General features: G+C 67.7%; 17 protein-coding genes. 6 read left to right on the top strand and 11 right to left on the bottom strand.

Annotated elements, in window-relative coordinates; genetic code table 11:
- The first annotated feature begins 166 nt into the window (after nucleotides 1–166).
- Both AC1HFW_RS27630 and AC1HFW_RS27625 read left to right on the top strand, forming a co-directional pair.
- Nucleotides 167–640 (top strand): hypothetical protein, encoded by a 474-nt coding sequence (locus AC1HFW_RS27630; protein ID WP_116521353.1) that lies wholly within the window; start codon nucleotides 167–169, stop codon nucleotides 638–640.
- A 104-nt stretch (nucleotides 641–744) separates the two neighbouring features.
- A complete protein-coding gene (locus AC1HFW_RS27625; RefSeq protein ID WP_238892120.1) occupies nucleotides 745–1,476 on the top strand; it encodes a 16S rRNA (uracil(1498)-N(3))-methyltransferase in 732 nt (243 codons plus the stop codon).
- A gap of 76 nt (nucleotides 1,477–1,552) precedes the next feature.
- Here the strand turns inward: AC1HFW_RS27625 and AC1HFW_RS27620 are convergent, their stop codons facing one another.
- From AC1HFW_RS27620 to AC1HFW_RS27605, 4 genes are all read right to left on the bottom strand, one after another.
- Nucleotides 1,553–2,020, bottom strand: coding sequence for a barstar family protein (locus tag AC1HFW_RS27620; protein ID WP_006390865.1), 468 nt, complete (start codon nucleotides 2,018–2,020; stop codon nucleotides 1,553–1,555).
- Nucleotides 2,017–3,249, bottom strand: coding sequence for a patatin-like phospholipase family protein (locus AC1HFW_RS27615; protein ID WP_006390866.1), 1,233 nt, complete (start codon nucleotides 3,247–3,249; stop codon nucleotides 2,017–2,019). The genes AC1HFW_RS27620 and AC1HFW_RS27615 overlap by 4 nt, the downstream gene beginning before the upstream one ends.
- Nucleotides 3,230–5,518, bottom strand: a complete 2,289-nt coding sequence (locus AC1HFW_RS27610; RefSeq protein WP_479285917.1) for an NADP-dependent malic enzyme — start codon at nucleotides 5,516–5,518, stop codon at nucleotides 3,230–3,232. Before AC1HFW_RS27610 ends, AC1HFW_RS27615 begins: the two co-directional genes overlap by 20 nt.
- A 141-nt stretch (nucleotides 5,519–5,659) precedes the next feature.
- The gene (locus AC1HFW_RS27605) at nucleotides 5,660–6,601 is read right to left on the bottom strand and encodes an FAD-binding protein (RefSeq protein ID WP_479285915.1); all 942 of its coding nucleotides are present in this window, start codon (nucleotides 6,599–6,601) and stop codon (nucleotides 5,660–5,662) included.
- Between the two features lie 46 nt (nucleotides 6,602–6,647).
- Between AC1HFW_RS27605 and AC1HFW_RS27600 the strand changes: the two genes are divergently transcribed.
- Nucleotides 6,648–7,808: a pyridoxal phosphate-dependent aminotransferase gene (locus AC1HFW_RS27600; RefSeq protein ID WP_479285913.1), complete on the top strand. Its 1,161-nt coding sequence runs from the start codon at nucleotides 6,648–6,650 to the stop codon at nucleotides 7,806–7,808.
- Nucleotides 7,809–8,207: 399 nt separating this feature from the next.
- Nucleotides 8,208–9,263 (top strand): hypothetical protein, encoded by a 1,056-nt coding sequence (locus AC1HFW_RS27595; RefSeq protein WP_479285911.1) that lies wholly within the window; start codon nucleotides 8,208–8,210, stop codon nucleotides 9,261–9,263.
- A gap of 16 nt (nucleotides 9,264–9,279) precedes the next feature.
- Here the strand turns inward: AC1HFW_RS27595 and AC1HFW_RS27590 are convergent, their stop codons facing one another.
- Nucleotides 9,280–10,098, bottom strand: a complete 819-nt coding sequence (locus AC1HFW_RS27590; RefSeq protein ID WP_006390870.1) for a lytic transglycosylase domain-containing protein — start codon at nucleotides 10,096–10,098, stop codon at nucleotides 9,280–9,282.
- Between the two features lie 82 nt (nucleotides 10,099–10,180).
- Here AC1HFW_RS27590 and ubiD point away from each other — a divergent pair, with 82 nt between their 5' ends.
- A complete protein-coding gene (ubiD, locus tag AC1HFW_RS27585; protein ID WP_116521348.1) occupies nucleotides 10,181–11,725 on the top strand; it encodes a 4-hydroxy-3-polyprenylbenzoate decarboxylase in 1,545 nt (514 codons plus the stop codon).
- Between the two features lie 23 nt (nucleotides 11,726–11,748).
- Here the strand turns inward: ubiD and AC1HFW_RS27580 are convergent, their stop codons facing one another.
- Nucleotides 11,749–12,645, bottom strand: a complete 897-nt coding sequence (locus AC1HFW_RS27580; RefSeq protein ID WP_479285909.1) for a LysR family transcriptional regulator — start codon at nucleotides 12,643–12,645, stop codon at nucleotides 11,749–11,751.
- Between the two features lie 173 nt (nucleotides 12,646–12,818).
- On the opposite strand from AC1HFW_RS27580, the gene AC1HFW_RS27575 reads away from it, so the two are divergent.
- Complete coding sequence (locus tag AC1HFW_RS27575) at nucleotides 12,819–14,342, top strand: MFS transporter (protein WP_479285907.1); 1,524 nt, start codon at nucleotides 12,819–12,821, stop codon at nucleotides 14,340–14,342.
- Nucleotides 14,343–14,407: 65 nt separating this feature from the next.
- Here the strand turns inward: AC1HFW_RS27575 and AC1HFW_RS27570 are convergent, their stop codons facing one another.
- The 5 genes from AC1HFW_RS27570 to AC1HFW_RS27550 form a co-directional block, all read right to left on the bottom strand.
- Nucleotides 14,408–14,767, bottom strand: coding sequence for a hypothetical protein (locus AC1HFW_RS27570; protein WP_479285905.1), 360 nt, complete (start codon nucleotides 14,765–14,767; stop codon nucleotides 14,408–14,410).
- A 3-nt stretch (nucleotides 14,768–14,770) separates the two neighbouring features.
- On the bottom strand, nucleotides 14,771–15,184 hold the full coding sequence (locus tag AC1HFW_RS27565; protein WP_035359400.1) for a phage holin family protein: 414 nt from the start codon (nucleotides 15,182–15,184) through the stop codon (nucleotides 14,771–14,773).
- Between the two features lie 68 nt (nucleotides 15,185–15,252).
- A complete protein-coding gene (locus AC1HFW_RS27560) occupies nucleotides 15,253–15,570 on the bottom strand; it encodes an ElaB/YgaM/YqjD family protein (protein ID WP_006390876.1) in 318 nt (105 codons plus the stop codon).
- Nucleotides 15,571–15,652: 82 nt separating this feature from the next.
- Nucleotides 15,653–16,378 carry a hypothetical protein gene (locus AC1HFW_RS27555; protein ID WP_061073608.1) on the bottom strand — a complete coding sequence of 242 codons (726 nt, stop codon included), beginning with the start codon at nucleotides 16,376–16,378 and terminating at the stop codon, nucleotides 15,653–15,655.
- Nucleotides 16,379–16,530: 152 nt separating this feature from the next.
- A complete protein-coding gene (locus AC1HFW_RS27550) occupies nucleotides 16,531–17,403 on the bottom strand; it encodes an ABC transporter ATP-binding protein (RefSeq protein ID WP_479285902.1) in 873 nt (290 codons plus the stop codon).
- Between the last annotated feature and the right edge of the window lie 3 nt (nucleotides 17,404–17,406).

Raw genomic sequence — 17,406 nt, 5'->3', positions numbered from 1 at the left:
CGTCCGGCGACAGGCGGCGGGGTCCGCCAGATGGACGATGCTCCTGGGGGAAATCGTGGCGCCCCCCGGGGGGAGACCGCAATGTCACGGCGTAGTTGCCACAATTGCGGCGGGCTGGTCCGACATTCATGATGGCTTGACACAGCCCCTTGTTGGAATCCGTATCATGATTGCCATGTTGAGCTTCACCATTCCCGCCGCCGGCATCCTGGCCTTGCGCAACGCGCTGGGCGAGGAACGCGCCATCGCGGTGGCGCAGGCGCTGGAACAAGCCCGCCTGCAGGGCGAGGCCGATCTGCTCAAGCGCTCGCAGGACGAGGCCCGCGCCGAACTCCACGCCTATGCCCTGTCACGCGTCGACTACGCCCGCGAAAGGGCTGAACTCGAACGCGACATCGCCAGGCGCGCCGCCCAGGACCAATTCGACAAACTCGTCGAAGTCGTCGCGCAACTGCCCACCCGCGAGGAACTCAAGCGCTTCGCCACCCACGAAGACCTGGCCGAGGTGCGCCACGACCTCCTGCGCCTGGACAAGAAAATGACGGTCGGCTTCCTGACCCTGCTGACGCTGCAACTGGCGTCCAGCGCCCCCAACCTGATCGACTGGGGCATCAAGGTGGTAGGCTACGCGCTCAGGTGACCGGGCCACCGGCCCGCCCCTGAGTCTCCGGGCCGCCGCCCGGTGCCGCGCCCCGGGTCTGTGCCCGGCCCCACGTCCGCCGTTCGTCCATTACCGCATCACCCATGCCCGCTCCCCGCTTCTTCTGCGACGCTCCCCTGTCCGCCGGCGCCCGCATCGCCCTGCCGGAGGCCCTGGCGCACCACGCCATCCGGGTGTTGCGGCTGCGCGCGGGGGAAACCGTGGCGCTGTTCAACGGCCAGGGCGGCGAATACCCGGCGGTGCTGGAAATCGAGGGCAAGGCCGGTTTCGCCCAGTTGGGCGCGTTCGATCCGCGCGAAGCCGAGCTGGCCGGCCGCATCACGCTGGTGCAGGGCCTGCCCGCCGGCGACAAGATGGATTGGGTGGTGGAAAAAGCCGTGGAACTGGGCGCCGCCCGGGTCAGCCCGATCGCCGCGCAGCGCAGCGTGCTGCAACTGGCCGGCCCGCGGCTCGAAAAACGGGTGGCCCACTGGCAGCGCATCGCCCAGTCGGCCGCCGAACAATGCGGCCGCAACCGCCTGATGGCGGTCGACGCGCCCGTGGCGCTGGCCGACTGGCTGGCGCAGCCCGCCGATGGCCTGCGCCTGCTGTGCCACCCGGAGGCCGACACCGACCTGGCCGGCCTGCTCGGCGCCACGCCCGGCCTGGCGTCACTGACGCTGCTGGTCGGCCCCGAGGGCGGCTGGTCGGACAAGGAATTGGCCCAGGCGCGCGAAGCGGGCGTTCAGGCCGTCAGGTTCGGCCCGCGGGTGCTGCGCACGGAAACGGCTGGACTGGCGTTGATTTCAGCCGCCGGGGCGTTGCTCGGCTGGTAATGAAGCGCCCCGCGTTCGGGGCATGACAGCCAGATGACTGGCGCGAGGGTGGCGCGAGTGCCGCCTGACAGCGCCGTCAGTCGTGTTCGCCGTAGGGCGCCGCGGCCACGCCGGGCTCGGGGTCCGGGTGCTTGCCCGCGTGTTCCACCACATACGCAAACGTGCGGCCATTCTCGTGGGCGAATTCCGCGGCGTCGGCGCAGACCGACTCGATGCGGGCGGCGTCTTCCTCCAGCGCCGGATCCCCCGAATGCAGCTTGTACAGCCACAGCACCACGCCGGTCTTGTGATCCAGCACGGTATCGCACAGACAGTCGTACAGCGCGTCGAGGTTGCCGCCGAAATACTCGGGGAAATCCACCGCCTTGACGATGGCGCGCAGCACCGCGGAGCGGCTGCGGGCCGGGTCGCAATTGGCCACAAACAGTGCCAGGCCGAGCTCATGCGCGGCGTCGACCACGGCCTTTTTGTCCAGCCCGTCATGGGCCAGCGCTCCACCTCGCTTCAACTGCTTCTGCAGGGTAGATTGGGCATTGCGCGTCATGCCTGTGCCTCCTTGAAAAAGGCGATCACTTCATCGTTACGCTGCATCGTATCGGCATAACCCAGTTCGATCAATCGCTTGGTGTAGCTGGACTCGAACAACAGGTAGGACATCAGCGCACCGCCCCCGGGACGGCTTGGGTCGGACGATACACCGAGTACGCGAAAAAGGGCACGGGCCTGGGCCGGCATGTCGCCCAGGTGTTCCAGCGCCAGGGAATCCAGGGAGCGGCTGGGGGTAATCGTCAGCACCTGGATGCGGCGCACGGTGACCTCGTCGCCCTCCCGGGGCGCGGCGTGGTCGACCAGGTAGTTCATCCGCTCCAGGCGCTCGACGTCCATCGACAGGCCGTCCAGGAAGATGCTGGACAGGGCATGGCCGCCCACCTGGGCCAGCGAGGGGTATGGCGGCGCGGCCTCGCGGTGCTCGGGGTGGGTGTCGTCGCGGAACCCGGTGCCGATCACCAGCACCCGGTGCGCGCCCAGGTGGATGGCCGGGCTGATCGGCGCCAGCTGCCGCATGGAGCCGTCGCCGCACCACTCCCCCTTGCCGTGCACCGTGATCTGGCGGGCGGGAAAGACGAAGGGAATCGCGGACGAGGCCATCAGGTGGTCGACCGTGATGGGCGTGGGAATGGCCAGCCGCAGGTAGCGGTGCCAGGGCTCGATCGGCGCATGCGCCTGGTAGAACGTCAGGTGCTCGCCGCTGGTGTAGCCCGAGGCCGTGATCGCCAGCGCCGACAGCGCGCCGCTCTCCAGGTTCGATTGCAGGTGGCCGAAGTCCAGCACCCGGCCCAGCAGTTCCTGCATCGGGCTGTTGTCCAGCAGCGACTGTGGCCGCTTGCGCGTCAGGCCGGAATACATCCAGCCCAGCGACAGCAGGCCCAGCCAGCGCACGCCGGTGCGGATCAGGCCGGGCGCGTCGGCCCGGTAGATCATGTCGGTATTGAGCGACGACCACAGCCGGCGGATGCGGCGCACCCCCAGGTGCGGCCGCTCGGCGCGGCAGGCCAGCGCGGCGGCGTTGATGGCGCCGGCGGACGTGCCGCAGATGATGTCGAAGGGATTCTTGAAACGCGAATGCCAGTCGGGGTCCAGCAGCTCCATGATGGCGCTGAGCACGCCCACCTGATAGGCGGCGCGGGCGCCGCCTCCGGTCAGGACCAGGCCGGTCGGCGTGCGCGGGCACGCCGGACCGCCGTTGGTGACTTCAACGCGGGGTATTGGCATCCACCACCGTCATCGCGGTCATATTGACGATGCGGCGCACGGTCGAGCTGGAGGTCAGGATGTGCACCGGCGCGTTGGCGCCCAGCAGGAACGGGCCGACCGCGACGTTGCCGCCCGCCGCCGTCTTGAGCAGGTTGTAGGCGATGTTGCCGGCGTCCACGTTCGGGCACACCAGCAGGTTGGCCTGGCCCTTGAGCGTCGACGACGGCAGGATCCGCATGCGCAGCGCCTCGTCCAGCGCGCAATCGCCGTGCATCTCGCCGTCGATCTCCAGTTCCGGCTCGGCTTCGCGCACCAGCTCCAGCGCGCGGCGCATCTTGGCGCCGGAGGCCGAGCTGCCCGAGCCGAAGTTCGAGCGCGACAGCAGCGCCACCTTCGGCGCCAGGAACATGCGCTGCATCTCCTTGGCCGCCGCGATGGTGAACTCGGCGATCTGCTCGGCCGTGGGCTCGTCGTTGACGTGCGTGTCCACCAGCACCACCGTGCGCTCGTTGAGCAGCAGGATGTTCATGGCGGCATAGACGTTGCGGCCCGGCCGGCGGCCGATCACTTCGTCGATGAAGCGCAGGTGGTCGTGGTACGCGCCGACCGAACCGCAGACCATGCCGTCGGCGTCGCCCAGGTGCACCATCATCGCGCCGATCAGCGTCATGCGGCGGCGCATTTCCACGCGCGCCATTTCCTTGGTGATGCCGCGGCGGCACATGCGTTCCCAGTACGTGGTCCAGTACTGGTGGAAGCGCTCGTCGTATTCGGGGTTGGTGACCTCGACGTCCTCGCCCAAACGCAGGCGCAGGCCCAGTTTCTCGATGCGGGTCAGCAGCACCGACGGGCGGCCCACCAGGATGGGACGGGCCAGGCCTTCGTCCACCACCACCTGCACCGCGCGCAGCACGCGCTCGTCTTCGCCTTCCGCGAACACGATGCGAGCCGGGCCGCCTTCGCGCACGATGCGCTTGGCGGCCGAAAACAGCGGCTTCATGAAAGCGCCGGAGTGGTACACGAACTGCTGCAGCTGCTCTTCGTAGGCTTCCAGGTCGGCCAGCGGACGCGTGGCCACGCCGCCTTCCATGGCGGCCTTGGCCACCGCCGGGGCGATGCGCACGATCAGGCGCGGATCGAACGGCTTGGGAATCAGGTATTCGGGGCCGAACGAGATATCGAAGGTGCCGTAGGCCGCGGCCACCACTTCGTTCTGCTCTTCCTCGGCCAGCTCGGCGATGGCATACACCGCCGCCTTTTCCATTTCGCGCGTGATGGTCGTGGCGCCCACGTCCAGCGCGCCGCGGAAGATGTACGGGAAGCACAGGACGTTGTTGACCTGGTTCGGATAGTCCGAACGGCCAGTGGCCATCACCACGTCGTCGCGCACCGAATGGGCCAGCTCGGGCAGGATTTCCGGCGTCGGATTGGCCAGCGCCAGGATCAGCGGGCGCGGGCCCATGGCGGCGACCATCTCGGGCTTGAGCACGCCGCCGGCCGACAGGCCCAGGAACACGTCCGCGCCCTCGATCACTTCGGCCAGCTTGCGGGCGTCGGTCTTCTGCATGAAGCGCGCCTTGTCCGGGTCCATCAAGGTGGTGCGGCCTTCGTAGACCACTCCCTCGATGTCGGTGACCCAGATGTTTTCCAGCGGCAGCCCCAGGTCCACCATCAGGTCCAGGCAGGCCAGCGCGGCCGCGCCGGCGCCGGACGTGACGACCTTGACCTTGTCGATGTCCTTACCCACGACCTTCAGGCCGTTGATGAAGGCCGCCGACACGCAGATCGCGGTGCCATGCTGGTCGTCGTGGAAAACGGGGATCTTCATGCGCTCGCGCAGCTTGCGCTCGACCGTGAAGCACTCGGGCGCCTTGATGTCTTCAAGGTTGATGCCGCCGAAGGTGGCTTCCAGGCCGGCGATGATCTCGACCAGCTTGTCCGGGTCGGTTTCGTTGATCTCGATGTCGAACACGTCCAGGCCAGCGAACTTCTTGAACAGCACCGCCTTGCCTTCCATCACCGGCTTGGAGGCCAGCGCGCCGATGTTGCCCAGGCCCAGCACCGCGGTGCCGTTGGTGATCACGCCGACCAGGTTGCCGCGCGCGGTGTAGCGGAACACGTTGGCCGGATCCGCCACGATCTCCTCACAGGCCGCCGCCACGCCGGGCGAGTACGCCAGGGCCAGGTCGCGCTGGTTGGTGAGCTGCTTGGTCGGCGTGACCGAGATCTTGCCGGGACGGCCGTGCTCGTGATATTCAAGGGCGGCTTTGCGGAGGTTGGCATCCATAGGGGCGGCTACTGGCTAGAGTGAGGAACACGAAAGGGGGCAATTCTATTCCGATGGCGGAGCGCGCGAAACGTTCCCTGCGCGGCCCCCGGGGCGCGCATCCCCGGCCAGGCCGCGGGCGCCGCCCATCTTACCCCCGGCTTACAAACTGTCGCTATTCGGCGGCGGCGTGAATTCGGGAAAACGCCCATACGGGTCGAACAGCGCCTTGACGCGCGCCTGCAGCGCGGTGGCCTGCCGCGGCGCGGCGACCGCCATCCCGCCAGTGCGCGGCGCCAGTCCGTCGGCCGCCGGCGCGCAGGCCGCCCCGGTTTCGGCGGGCGGGCAGTCCGCCAGCGTCACCCCCTGCACCCACGCCAGCGTGCCGCCCTGCCCCAGCATCAGATGCGCCAGGTTGACCGTCGCCGGCGCCCGCGGCGCCAGGGCGTCGAGCCGGTAGCGCGCCAGCCAGGCGTCCCCGTCACGGCAGGCGGCGGCCAGGTCCCCGCCGACCAGCTGGAACAGCGCCGGCACCAGCCGCTGCACCGTCGCCGACCGCAACGGTTGCAGGTCGTCGGCGCCGAACGGCCCCAGGGTCTCCTCGACACCGTCCGCCAGCAGCAGGTCCACGGCCAGCACGCCCGACGCCGCGCAGTCCCCGGCCGGCCAGGCGGCCGGCGCGGCCAGCCATTGGGCCAGGGTCATGGCGCCCGGCAGACCCGCGAATTGCCGCAGCCCGGCCTGCGCCAGCGCCGCCAGCGGCACGCCGGGCTGCGCGCGCCAGCGCGGCGACGGCCCGGCCAGCCGCGCCAGGCCCGCCAGGCGACCGGGATCGATCCACAGCAGCGGACCATCGACCGGCGCGAACGGCCCGTCGGCATCGTCCAGCGCCAGCACCACGCCATATTCGGCGCACAGCGCGCGCGCATGCACCACGTCGCCTTCGCGCGACGGCGTCAGCAGCGCGCGCGGCCCCTGGCCCGCCGTCTCGCCCAGGTCGCGCAGCGTCCCCTGGCACAACAGCCCCAGCCGTTGCAGGAAAGTGGCCCAGGGCGTCTGGACGGGCCGCCGGCCCAGGAGGAAAGCGCGCCGTGATGGCTGCATGACTACAATTCCCTTTATTCCGCTTCAAGTAGCCTTCGAGAGCCCGATGCCCCGCCTTGCCGCCCGTACCAACGAATTCCTGACCTTCCAGGTCGTCGAACTGTTCAAGCAGGCGCAAGCGCTGCAGGCGGCGGGCAAGGACATCATCAGCCTGGGCATCGGCGAACCGGACTTTACCGCGCCGCCCCAGGTCGTGGAAGCGCTGCAGCGCGCGGCCCAGGCCGGCCAGAGCGGCTACAGCGCCCCCGCCGGCCTGATGCCGCTGCGCGAGGCGATCGCCCAGTTCTACCACGACCAGTTCGGCGCCACGATCAACCCCAAGCGCGTCATCGTCACGGCCGGCGCCTCCGGCGCCCTGACCCTGGCCTGCGCCGCCCTGGTCAACCCCGGCGGCGAAGTCCTGATGCCGGACCCGTCCTACCCCGCCAACAGCAACTTCGTGCTCGCCGCCGGCGGCCGTCCGCGCCTGATCCCCAGCTCCGCCGACAAGCGCTTCCAGCTGTCGGCCCAGGACGTGGCGCACCATTGGACCGAGGCCACCCAGGGCGTGCTGGTGGCCTCGCCCAGCAACCCCACCGGCACCTCGATCGACCACGGCGAGCTGGCCCGGCTGCTGGGCGAGGTCCGCGCCCGCCATGGCTTCGCCATCGTCGACGAAATCTACCTGGGCCTGTCCTATGAAGGCCAGCCGCGCTCCGCGCTGACGCTGGACGACGACATCATCGTCATCAACAGCTTCTCGAAGTATTTCCACATGACCGGCTGGCGCCTGGGCTGGATGATCGTGCCCGAGGACATGGTGGCCCCGGTCGAGAAGATCGCCGGCAGCCTCGCCATCTGCGCCCCCACCCTGGCGCAGCATGCCGCCCTGGCCTGCTTCACCCCCGACGCCCTGCGCACTTTCGAACACCGCCGCGAAGCCTTCAAGCAGCGCCGCGACTACCTGCTGCCCGAATTTGAGCGCCTCGGCCTGAAGGTCCCCGTCAAGCCCGACGGCGCCTTCTACATCTACGCCGACATCAGCGACTTCGGCACCGACAGCGCCAGCTTCTCGCAACGCCTGCTGCTGGAAGCCGGCATCGCCGCCGTGCCCGGCCTGGACTTCGGTCCCGCCCACGGCCACCACACCATGCGCTTTTCCTACGCCACCGGCCTGGACCGCCTGGAAGAAGCCGTGGCCCGCATGGGCAAGCTGCTGGGCAGGTAGGAAGCGCGCCGGCCGGGCCACGCGCCGGGCCGCCACCGCGCGATACACTGGCCCGGGCACCTCACCCGCCTCGCCTTTTGTCTGACGCAACCTTAACGTTCAGATAATCCTCGCCATGCAAGCTCGCATGACAATTCCGCCCACTCTCCGCTGGCTCCAGGATCGCCACGGCGCGCTTTCCGCGTCCCTCGCTCGCATCCGGACACAATAGCCCGCCCTATGGCGGCGCGACATTGGGCCCGTTCCACCACCTATATTTTCCGGATCATTGTCGAGCCTTACGGCGGCCGCACGGCTCGCGCGCCCCTCCGTCGCGGACGGCCCGCCCGAAGCCATTCCGGGAGAAATTGCATGACAAGAAGACGAGCCGGGACGCGTTGCCCCGGGTGGCGTGGCGTGGTGGCCGCGGCCTGGAGCCTGGCCTGCCTGCTGCCTGCGCCGGCATGCGCGCTGGGGCCGGGGTGCCAGGTCAATACGGGCGGCGGCTACACCATGGACAAGGGGGCCTCCCTAGCTACCGGGCGGCTGGCGCCGGATACGATCTTGCTGGACAAAACAACCGTGGTCGGCACGGTCGTCTATGACCAGCCCCTGCCTCCCGTGCCCTGGATTTGCGTCAACAATTCCCTCGCGGGATCCCCCTTCCTATCCGCAGGCGCCGGCTTGCAGAAAGCGGTAACCGATTTGAAAGCGGTCGGGCTGCAAATCGTATTGCAGATCGGGAATTATCCACCGTGGGTGCCGACGGGCAGCACAAGCGACGACAGGTTTCGCCTCTCGGACGTTCTGTATGCACCGGCATCCGCGACCGATGCGACGCCGACTGCCAAAGGTTTATTGCTGGGCAACCTGAAGTTGGTCGTCACCAAGACACCCGACAAACCAATCAGCATGTTCATCCCGCCGAATCAGGATTTCGTCAGGATGAACCCCCAGTTCCTGCACTCCAATCACATCGAAATAGGATCGCTCAATGGCACAAACGTGAGCTTCATTCCGAGGTGCATCGCAAAGATCACGACGCCGGGAACGATACCCTTGGGACGGGCTTACGCGATGACCAGTCTGCCGCTGCCCCCGCCGGTGAATTTCACGCTGTATGCGGATTTCGACCCGACCTGCGACGGTGGTTTCGACCTGAACAGCCTGGGCAAGCTGGTCGTCCCGCTCAAGATCCAATTCCAGCCGGCGGACGCCGCCGCGCTCTCTGCGAACGCTCAGGGCATCCTCCTGAAGAACAGCGATGGCCAGGCCAACGGGCTCAGCTTGGGGCTCAAGGAAAACGGCGTCATCCCCGTCGTATTCAACAGGTGGAGCGATGCGCCGGGTCCCTCGCTATCCACCAGCGTGCGTCCTGTGCCCCTGTACTACACGGCGGAACTGACGAAGTCGGGCACGACGGTCATCACTGGGAAATACAGCCAGAAAGTCACCGTCCTGGTGACCTTCCAGTGAAACGCGCGAAGCGGGGTCAGTCTCGCGCCAGGGCAATGCCCGACGCCAGCGCCAAGCGCCGCCGCTCCGCCTGCACCTTGGCCCCATAGCCGTTGTCATCCGGCCCGGTCGAGCCGACATAACACGCCAGGCCGCCATCGACCGAGCCGCGCCGGTTGATGCAGTCCCTCAGGATGGTGGCGCCCACGGCGATGTTGGCGCCCGGGTCCAGCGGATTCTTGCCGACGGCATCGAATTTGTCCTGGTGCACGCTGGTCATCACCTGCATCAGCCCCTGCGCGCCCACGTGGCTCTCGGCCAGCGGGTTGTAGCGCGATTCGATGGCGATCACGGCCAGCAGCAGCAAGGGATCCAGCTGCTTCTCGCGGCCCACCTTGTACACGGTGTTCAAGAGCGGACCGGTCGCGTCATAGGCGACCTTGTATTTGCGCGAAATGTAGTTGCGCAAGGCTTCGGCCTGCGGGCCGGTGGCGACCATGGCAGGCTTCTTGGGCGTCGCGGGCGCGGCGCGGGCAGGCCCCAGCATGCCGGTCGCATTGCTGGACGGCGCGGTGGGCACGGCCATGGCAATCGCCGAAGAAGTATCGACGCCGAATTCGGATCCGGCTTCGGATTCGACGCCGGTCTGCATGGATGAAGGCGCGAGGGCGGTCAACAAGGCTTTGTGCACTTGCAATGCCTGGTCGCGCAAACCAGGCAGGGCGAATCCCATGCTTACCGTCACGATCACCGCGATGCCCAGGTAGACGGAGCAGATGCGCAGCGATTCGGCAAGATATTGGTGCACTCCTTGGGCCATGTTCCTGAACAGGCTGGCCACTGACGCATCGGGCATAAAACCTCCTGCGTGGAAAAAGAGGGAGTCAATGTTAACCTCTCTTTCTGCCCAAGTTGTAACCAAATAGCCGGGATCTGTAGTGAAATACCGCGACCTTAGAGACTTCCTCGCTCAACTCGAACGCATGGGCGAGCTCAAACGCATCGCCGCGCCGGTCTCGACGCGCCTGGAAATGACCGAGATTTCCGACCGCGTGCTGCGCGCCGAGGGCCCCGCCCTGCTGTTCGAAAAAGCCCTGCACGACGGCAAGCCGGCCGAAATGCCGGTGCTGGCCAACCTGTTCGGCACGCCTTCGCGCGTGGCCCGCGGCATGGGCGCCGACGACGTCAGCGCGCTGCGCGACATCGGCGAACTGCTGGCCTCGCTGCGCGAGCCCGAGGCGCCCAAGGGCTTTCGCGACGCGCTGGCCAAGGTGTCGATGCTGAAGTCGGCCCTGTGGGACATGAGCCCCAAGAACGTCAAGAGCCCGGCCTGCCAGGAGATCGTCTGGGAAGGCAAGGACGTGGACCTGACGCGCCTGCCGATCCAGACCTGCTGGCCCGGCGACGTGGCGCCGCTTCTGACCTGGGGCCTGGTGATCACGCGCGGCCCCAACGCGCGCCGCCAGAACCTGGGCATCTACCGCCAGCAACTGCTGGGCCCGAACAAACTCATCATGCGCTGGCTGTCGCACCGCGGCGGCGCGCTCGATTTCCGCGACCACGCGCTGGCCCATCCGGGCACGCCCTTCCCCATCGCCGTGGCGCTGGGCGCCGATCCGGCCACCACGCTGGGCGCGGTCACGCCGGTGCCGGACAGCCTGTCCGAGTACCAGTTCGCCGGCCTGCTGCGCGGCTCGCGCACCGAGGTGGCGCAGGCGCTGGGCAGCAACCTGTCGGTGCCGGCCTGGGCCGAGATCGTGCTGGAAGGCCACCTGCTGCCGTCGTCCGATCCGCGCGCCATCGCGCCGGTGGTGCCGGACGGCGTCAACCCGCCGCCCAACACCGACTACGAGATGGCGCTGGAAGGCCCCTACGGCGACCACACCGGCTACTACAACGAACAGGACTGGTTCCCGGTGTTCACGGTCGAGCGCATCACCATGCGCCGCAATCCCATCTACCACTCCACCTACACCGGCAAGCCGCCCGACGAGCCGGCCGTGCTGGGCGTGGCGCTCAACGAGGTGTTCGTGCCGCTGCTGCGGCGCCAGCTGCCCGAGATCGTCGACTTCTACCTGCCGCCCGAAGGCTGCAGCTACCGCCTGGCGGTGGTGTCGATCCGCAAGCAGTACGCCGGCCACGCCAAGCGCGTCATGTTCGGGCTGTGGAGCATCCTGCGCCAGTTCATGTACACCAAGTTCATCGTGGTGGTGGACGAGGACATCAACCCGCGCGACTGGAAGGAAGTGGTGTGGGCCATGACCACGCGCATGGACCCGGTGCGCGACACGCTGCTGGTCGAGAACACGCCCATCGACTACCTGGACTTCGCCTCGCCGGTGTCCGGGCTGGGCGGCAAGATGGGCCTGGACGCCACCAACAAGTGGCCGGGCGAGACCCAGCGCGAATGGGGCACGCCCATCACCATGGACGCCGACGTCAAGAAACGGGTGGACGACATCTGGGGGCAGTTGGGCCTGTAGGCCTGGCGGCCTGGCTCCTTCCGTTATGGGGATGCCGCCGGGAACAGGTGTTTGGCCATGAAGTCGACGAATACCCGTACCCGGGGCAGCAATTGCCGGTTTGACGGCCACAGTACCCAGAAGGTGCTGGGCGAACCCGCCCATTCGTCCAGCACCCTCACCAGTTCCCCGCGCTCGAGGGCCGCGTTGACCGCGAAGTCCGGCAGGTAGGCGATGCCGAGTCCCTGGATGGCCATATGCCGCAGGGTTTCCAGGTGGTTGCTGGTCATGCTTGCCGCAGGGCGCGCATCGGCGTCCTCGTCGCCGCGGCGCAAGCGCCATTTTTCCAGCATGCCGGTGCTGGGAACGCGATGCAGCAGACAAGCATGCCGGGCGATGTCCTCGGGCCGTCCAGGCGTGCCATGCCGCTGGAAATAGTCGGGCGCGCCCACGCAGCAAAAGCGGCTGACACCCAGGCGTTTGCTCATCAGGCGGGAATCGCTCAGCTCTCCGGTGCGCACCACCGCATCGAATCCTTCCTCCACGACGTCCACCAGGCGATCGCTGAAATCCAGATCGAGTTCGATCTGCGGATAGCGGCTCGCAAAGGCCGACAACACCGGCCACATCAATCCGCTGACCAACGGCAGGCTTACCCGCAATCGTCCCTGCGGGGCCGCCTTGGTGCTGGCCAACTCATTCTCGGCCGCCGCGATCTCTGAAAGGATGCGGCGGGAGCGATCGAGGAACAGCGCGCCTTCGGCCGTGAGGCTGACGCTTCGGGTGCTGCGCTGAAACAGGCGCACGCCAAGCTTGTGCTCCAGCCGCGCCACGCCCTTGCTGACCGCCGACGCCGAGATGCCCAACTGCCGTCCCGCGATCGCGAAACTGCGCGACTCGGCCACCTGCACAAAGATCGCCAATCCTCCATAGCCATCCATTCGTCGCTCCAATTCATGACATAAATGTCATCTCAATGCTGATTCAAAGACTATTTTTCCACGATTAGTTCGAAATTATCATCAATTTCTTAGCGCGCAAGACCGGATGGCCTTGTCGCTACAGCCAAGAATCCGCAGGGCCCGCGCGGCCCGCCGTCATCAAGGAACATCCAATGAGTGCCACCCCCGCATCCGCGCCGGACGCGACGGTTCGCAGAGCCCCTCTGATCGTGACCGGCTGCCTGACGGCCGCCGTCATTCCGTTGAGCATCGCCGGCCCCGTCGTGGTCGTACCCTCCATCAATCAGGCGCTGGGCGGCAGCGCAGTCGAGCTGACCTGGATCATCAACGCCTACATCCTGACCTACGGCAGCGCGACACTCGCGGCGGGCAGTTTGGCCGACACCTATGGACGCAAACGCACCTGGCTGTCGGGCATGTTGTTGTTCGCTTTGATAACGGCGGCCATTCCCCTCATGCCGTCCGTGTTCTGGATCGACATCCTGCGGCTCATCCAGGGCCTCGGTGCGGCCGCCGCCTTCGCCGGCGCGATGGCGGCACTGACCCAGGAATTCGACGGGTACGCCCGCACACGCGTATTCAGCCTGATCGGCACGACGTTCGGCGCCGGCGCGGCGTTCGGCCCATTCCTGGCCGGACTGCTGATCGACACGCTGGGATGGCAATGGGTGTTTTATCTGCCGGCGTTGGTTGCCTTGCTGGCTGCTGCGCTGATTGCGCCATTTGCCCGGGAAACGCGCGACCCCGGCGCCACGGGACTGGACTGGCCCGGCGCCATCAGTTTTACCGTCGGGCTGGCCCTGCTGACGTACGGCATCATCCTTGCCCCCGAGCGGCACTGGAGCGATGCCTCGGTACTGGGTTGCCTGATGGGCGCCACCCTGCTGCTGGCCGCCTTCGTCTTCATCGAACGCCGGCAGGCCAACCCCATGCTTGACCTTTCATTGTTCGCCAACGCGCGGTTCGCGGGGGTACAGGTGCTGGCGATTGCGCCGGCCTATGCGTACATCGTGCTGCTGGTCGTGCTGCCAGCCCGGTTCATCGGCGTGGAAGGATACAGCGCACTGGCCGCCGGCCAAATGATGATTGCGCTATCGGCGCCGCTGCTGGTGGTGCCGTTCATCGCCGCGCTTCTGGCGCGCTGGATCAATGTCGGCGTGCTGTCCGGCATCGGCCTCGCCATTGCGGCTGCCGGACTGGCCTGGCTGGGGTTGACGCTGTCCGGTGATGCACGCCACGGGCGTTTACTGGCGATGCTGGCGATCGGCGTCGGGATCGGCCTGCCCTGGGGGCTGATGGACGGATTGGCGGTGAGCGTGGTCCCAAAGGAACGGGCCGGCATGGCGGCGGGCATCTTCAATGCGGTACGGCTGGCCGGCGACGGCATGGCCATTGCCGTCGTGGGGGCCATGTTGTCCGCCAACATTCTCTCGGGGCTGGCGGCGTCAGTACCGAAGGGGTCAGTGGCGGCTGCGGACTTGGTGCAAGCATCGAACCGGCTGGCCATGAGCGATCTGCAGAATGCGCTGGCGCATCTGCCGACGGCGGGGCGATCGCTGCTGTTGCAGGCATACGAAAGCGCATTTCGGTTCCAGCTTCTCGTTCTGGCCGGCGCCGCGGCCGGGACGGCCATCCTGGTGTTCATGCTCTTGGGCAGGGTAAAACGGCCTGCCTGATCACGATGAAAAAAAACCCGCCGTGTCCGGCGGGGTTTTCTTTTGGACGGACGCGAAGACCGGGATCAGCGCGCGTCGTCGTGATCGTCGCGCGAATCGCGCCAGACCTTGAACAGCTGCCAGCCCACCAGCGCGCCGCCGGCCAGCTTGAGCAGCTTGGACTTGCCGCCGCCGCGCATGAACATCGCCGACAGGGACGAGCTGATAATAGGGTAGCGCCGCGCCAGGCCGATAGCCTGCATGGCCCAGCGCGACGCGCCGCCGGACGCCATGCCCGGCAGGAAGCTCTTGAGCAGCGCGGCCGGCTCGAGCTTGCGCCCGGCCGACACGATGCCCTGCGCCAGCGACTCGCGTTCGATGGCGGCGCGGGCGCGCAAGAGTTCGATGCGCACGGCGCGATCGACGGCGGGAGACCGTTTCGTCATGGTTCAGTCCTCCTCGCGCCGGCGCGCCCGGTCATCATCGTCCTGCGCGTCGCGCACGCGTTCGAGCAGTTCGGCGTCGCGGCCGAGCTCTTCCAGCGTGGCCGCGAACGGCGCCGGACCGTAGACCAGGCCGTGGCGCACCACCAGCAGCAGCACCACGCCAACCACCAGATAGAAGGCCGCCAGCAGGCCCAGTGCCAGATAGCGGTCTTCGGTCGGCCAGAAGGCCACCGCGACCGTGATGGTGAACACCAGCACCGCCAGCGTCAGGAACAGCAAGGCGGCGAACGCCATGCCCAGCAGCTTGAGCAGGCGCGCCTTCTCGCCCGCCGCTTCCAGCGCCAGCAGCTCGAGGCGAGTGCGCGCCAGCCCGACCAGGCTGGACGCCACGCCAAAAACAGATTTGCGTAGACCCATGGCAAAAAGGACGCCGGGCGGGGGACGCGGCGAAACGCCGGCGCCGCCCGCCCGGAGGTCCTGCCTTATCAGCGGCGGCTGATCAGCAAGCCGAGCAGCAGGCCGGTCACGCCCGCGATGCCGATGGCTTGCCAGGGATTGTCGTGCACGTAGTCATCGGTGGCGCGCGCCGCCTTGCGACCGCGCTCGAGCACCGCGTCCTGGGCTTCGTACAGGGCCTCGCGGGTGCGCTTGAGCGAGGTCATGGCGCGTTCGCGCAGTTCGGTGGCCTTGTCGCCCGTGCTGCTGGCGGCTTCGCGCAGCAGGCTTTCAGCGTCATTCAGGCTGGTCTTGACACTGTCGATGAGTTTTTCTTTTGCGACGTCTTCGGATTTTCTCGTGGCCATGTTTTGAGCTCCTGTGTGTGTCTATGACGAAATCATCATACCAGCCGCTCCGCGATGGGCCCGGCCGGCTTGCTACCGTGTGCTACTTGATTTGCGTAATCTCAACGGCGGATTTCACGCCGCCCTGGTCGATGTCCTGCTTCATGACCAGATTGACCGACGGGCAGTACCAGTCGGTGACGGTGGTGTTCATGCCGGGAATCGGGATGGTCAGCCCCTGGAAGGTGGCCATGGTGGGATCGGAATTGCGCGTGTACGTGACCGGATGGCAGGACTGCTGGCCCAGCGCGGTGCCGATGCTGGTGGCGCGGCCGACGGTCTTCTCGCCGATGCGCACCGTGGTGCTGGGCTGGCCGCCGACCGGCGCTTCCTTGCCGATCTTCAGGCGGAACGACGAGCCGGGCAGCTTCTGCCCCGGGTTGAGCTTGCCGTCGTAGGCGAACAGGCCCAGCATGCGCAGGTCGAACTGGCCCTCGGACGGCTGCGGCGCCTCGCCGGCGGTGGCGTACTTGAGGAAGGTGGCCTGGCCGCCCTTCACGGTCATCAGGTAGTCGAGCTTGGACTTGCCCGGGGGCAGGCCCGCGTAGCTGAAGCGGGCCACGCCCTGCACGCGGGCGCGGCAGTTGTCGCCATTGCTTTTCGTAACCTCGGTGAAGGCCAGGTCGGCGCCCAGGGCGATGTTGCCCGAGCCGGTCAGCTGCACCGCGCCGCCCTCGTGCATGAACTTCGCGTCGCAGACACCGGCCTGCGCCACGCCGGCCGCGCCCAGCGCGCCGCTCACCAAAACCAGGGATGCCAATTTTCGCAATGCCACAAGCCACTCCAGAAATCCAGGACGCACCGGCGCTGTCCGCGCACGGCTGGCTTGATACTACACCGGTTGGCAAATCGCACGCATGACGGAACGTGTCAGGACGATGACGGCCGCGATGCCGCGCCGGCCCCGGGGGGCTGCCGGCGTCAGGCCACGGCGCGCGAGCCCTCGGTCCGCGCCGGCTCGGCGTCGACATCGGGCACCGCCGCCAGGGCCACGGGCGCCTGGGTCCGCTCGGGGTTGCCGTGGCGCCGGTGCAGGAAGTCCACCACCGCGGCGCGGCACGATAGGTAGACCGGGTCATTGGCCAGCCGCACCCGGTCGCGCGGCCGCGCCAGCGGCACCGGCAGGATCTCGCCGATGGTCGCGGCCGGCCCGTTGGTCAGCATGACGATGCGGTCGGACAGCAGCACCGCTTCGTCCACGTCGTGCGTGACCATGATGGTGGTGGTGCGGGTCTTGGCGACGATCTTGAGCAGTTCGTCCTGCAGATGCGCGCGGGTCAGCGCGTCGAGCGCGCCGAACGGCTCGTCCATCAGCAGCACGCCCGGCTCGATCGCCAGCGCGCGGGCGATGCCGACGCGCTGCTTCATGCCGCCCGAGATCTCGCGCGGCAGCTTGTTCTGCGCCGGCAGCAGGCCCACCAGGTCGAGCGCGGCGCGGGTGCGCTCGGCCAGCTGGGCGCGTTTCTCCGACGCGCCGAAGACCCGTTCCACCGCCAGGTGCACGTTCTGGAAGCAGGTCAGCCAGGGCAGCAGCGAGTGGTTCTGGAACACCACGGCGCGGTCCGGGCCGGGGCCGGTGATTTCGCGCTCGGCGCACAGCAGCACGCCGCTGGTCGGACGGGTCAGGCCGGCGATCAGGTTCAGCAGGGTGGACTTGCCGCAGCCGGAATGGCCGATCAGAGTGATGAACTCGCCCTGCTCCACCGTCAGGTCGATGTCGCGCAGCGCCACGAAGGCGCCCTTGCGGGTGGCGAAGGTCTGGCCCACGCGTTCGATGCGTACGAATTTCTTCATGGC

The sequence above is a fragment of the Achromobacter sp. ISS7 genome, assembly GCF_056523125.1.
The sequence above is the reverse complement of the archived record's forward strand: the minus strand, read 5'-3'. Positions and strand labels throughout refer to the sequence as shown.

What these genes read in the sequence shown, in the direction of transcription:
- AC1HFW_RS27590 (WP_006390870.1), bottom strand. Translation starts at nt 10,098, where the DNA reads ATGCCCGATGCGTCAGTGGCCAGCCTGTTCAGGAACATGGCCCAAGGA.
- AC1HFW_RS27625 (WP_238892120.1), top strand. Translation starts at nt 745, where the DNA reads ATGCCCGCTCCCCGCTTCTTCTGCGACGCTCCCCTGTCCGCCGGCGCC.
- AC1HFW_RS27630 (WP_116521353.1), top strand. Translation starts at nt 167, where the DNA reads ATGATTGCCATGTTGAGCTTCACCATTCCCGCCGCCGGCATCCTGGCC.
- AC1HFW_RS27615 (WP_006390866.1), bottom strand. Translation starts at nt 3,249, where the DNA reads ATGCCAATACCCCGCGTTGAAGTCACCAACGGCGGTCCGGCGTGCCCG.
- AC1HFW_RS27550 (WP_479285902.1), bottom strand. Translation starts at nt 17,403, where the DNA reads ATGAAGAAATTCGTACGCATCGAACGCGTGGGCCAGACCTTCGCCACC.
- AC1HFW_RS27565 (WP_035359400.1), bottom strand. Translation starts at nt 15,184, where the DNA reads ATGGGTCTACGCAAATCTGTTTTTGGCGTGGCGTCCAGCCTGGTCGGG.
- AC1HFW_RS27560 (WP_006390876.1), bottom strand. Translation starts at nt 15,570, where the DNA reads ATGGCCACGAGAAAATCCGAAGACGTCGCAAAAGAAAAACTCATCGAC.
- AC1HFW_RS27620 (WP_006390865.1), bottom strand. Translation starts at nt 2,020, where the DNA reads ATGACGCGCAATGCCCAATCTACCCTGCAGAAGCAGTTGAAGCGAGGT.
- AC1HFW_RS27580 (WP_479285909.1), bottom strand. Translation starts at nt 12,645, where the DNA reads ATGGATGGCTATGGAGGATTGGCGATCTTTGTGCAGGTGGCCGAGTCG.
- AC1HFW_RS27575 (WP_479285907.1), top strand. Translation starts at nt 12,819, where the DNA reads ATGAGTGCCACCCCCGCATCCGCGCCGGACGCGACGGTTCGCAGAGCC.
- AC1HFW_RS27600 (WP_479285913.1), top strand. Translation starts at nt 6,648, where the DNA reads ATGCCCCGCCTTGCCGCCCGTACCAACGAATTCCTGACCTTCCAGGTC.
- AC1HFW_RS27605 (WP_479285915.1), bottom strand. Translation starts at nt 6,601, where the DNA reads ATGCAGCCATCACGGCGCGCTTTCCTCCTGGGCCGGCGGCCCGTCCAG.
- AC1HFW_RS27610 (WP_479285917.1), bottom strand. Translation starts at nt 5,518, where the DNA reads ATGGATGCCAACCTCCGCAAAGCCGCCCTTGAATATCACGAGCACGGC.
- AC1HFW_RS27570 (WP_479285905.1), bottom strand. Translation starts at nt 14,767, where the DNA reads ATGACGAAACGGTCTCCCGCCGTCGATCGCGCCGTGCGCATCGAACTC.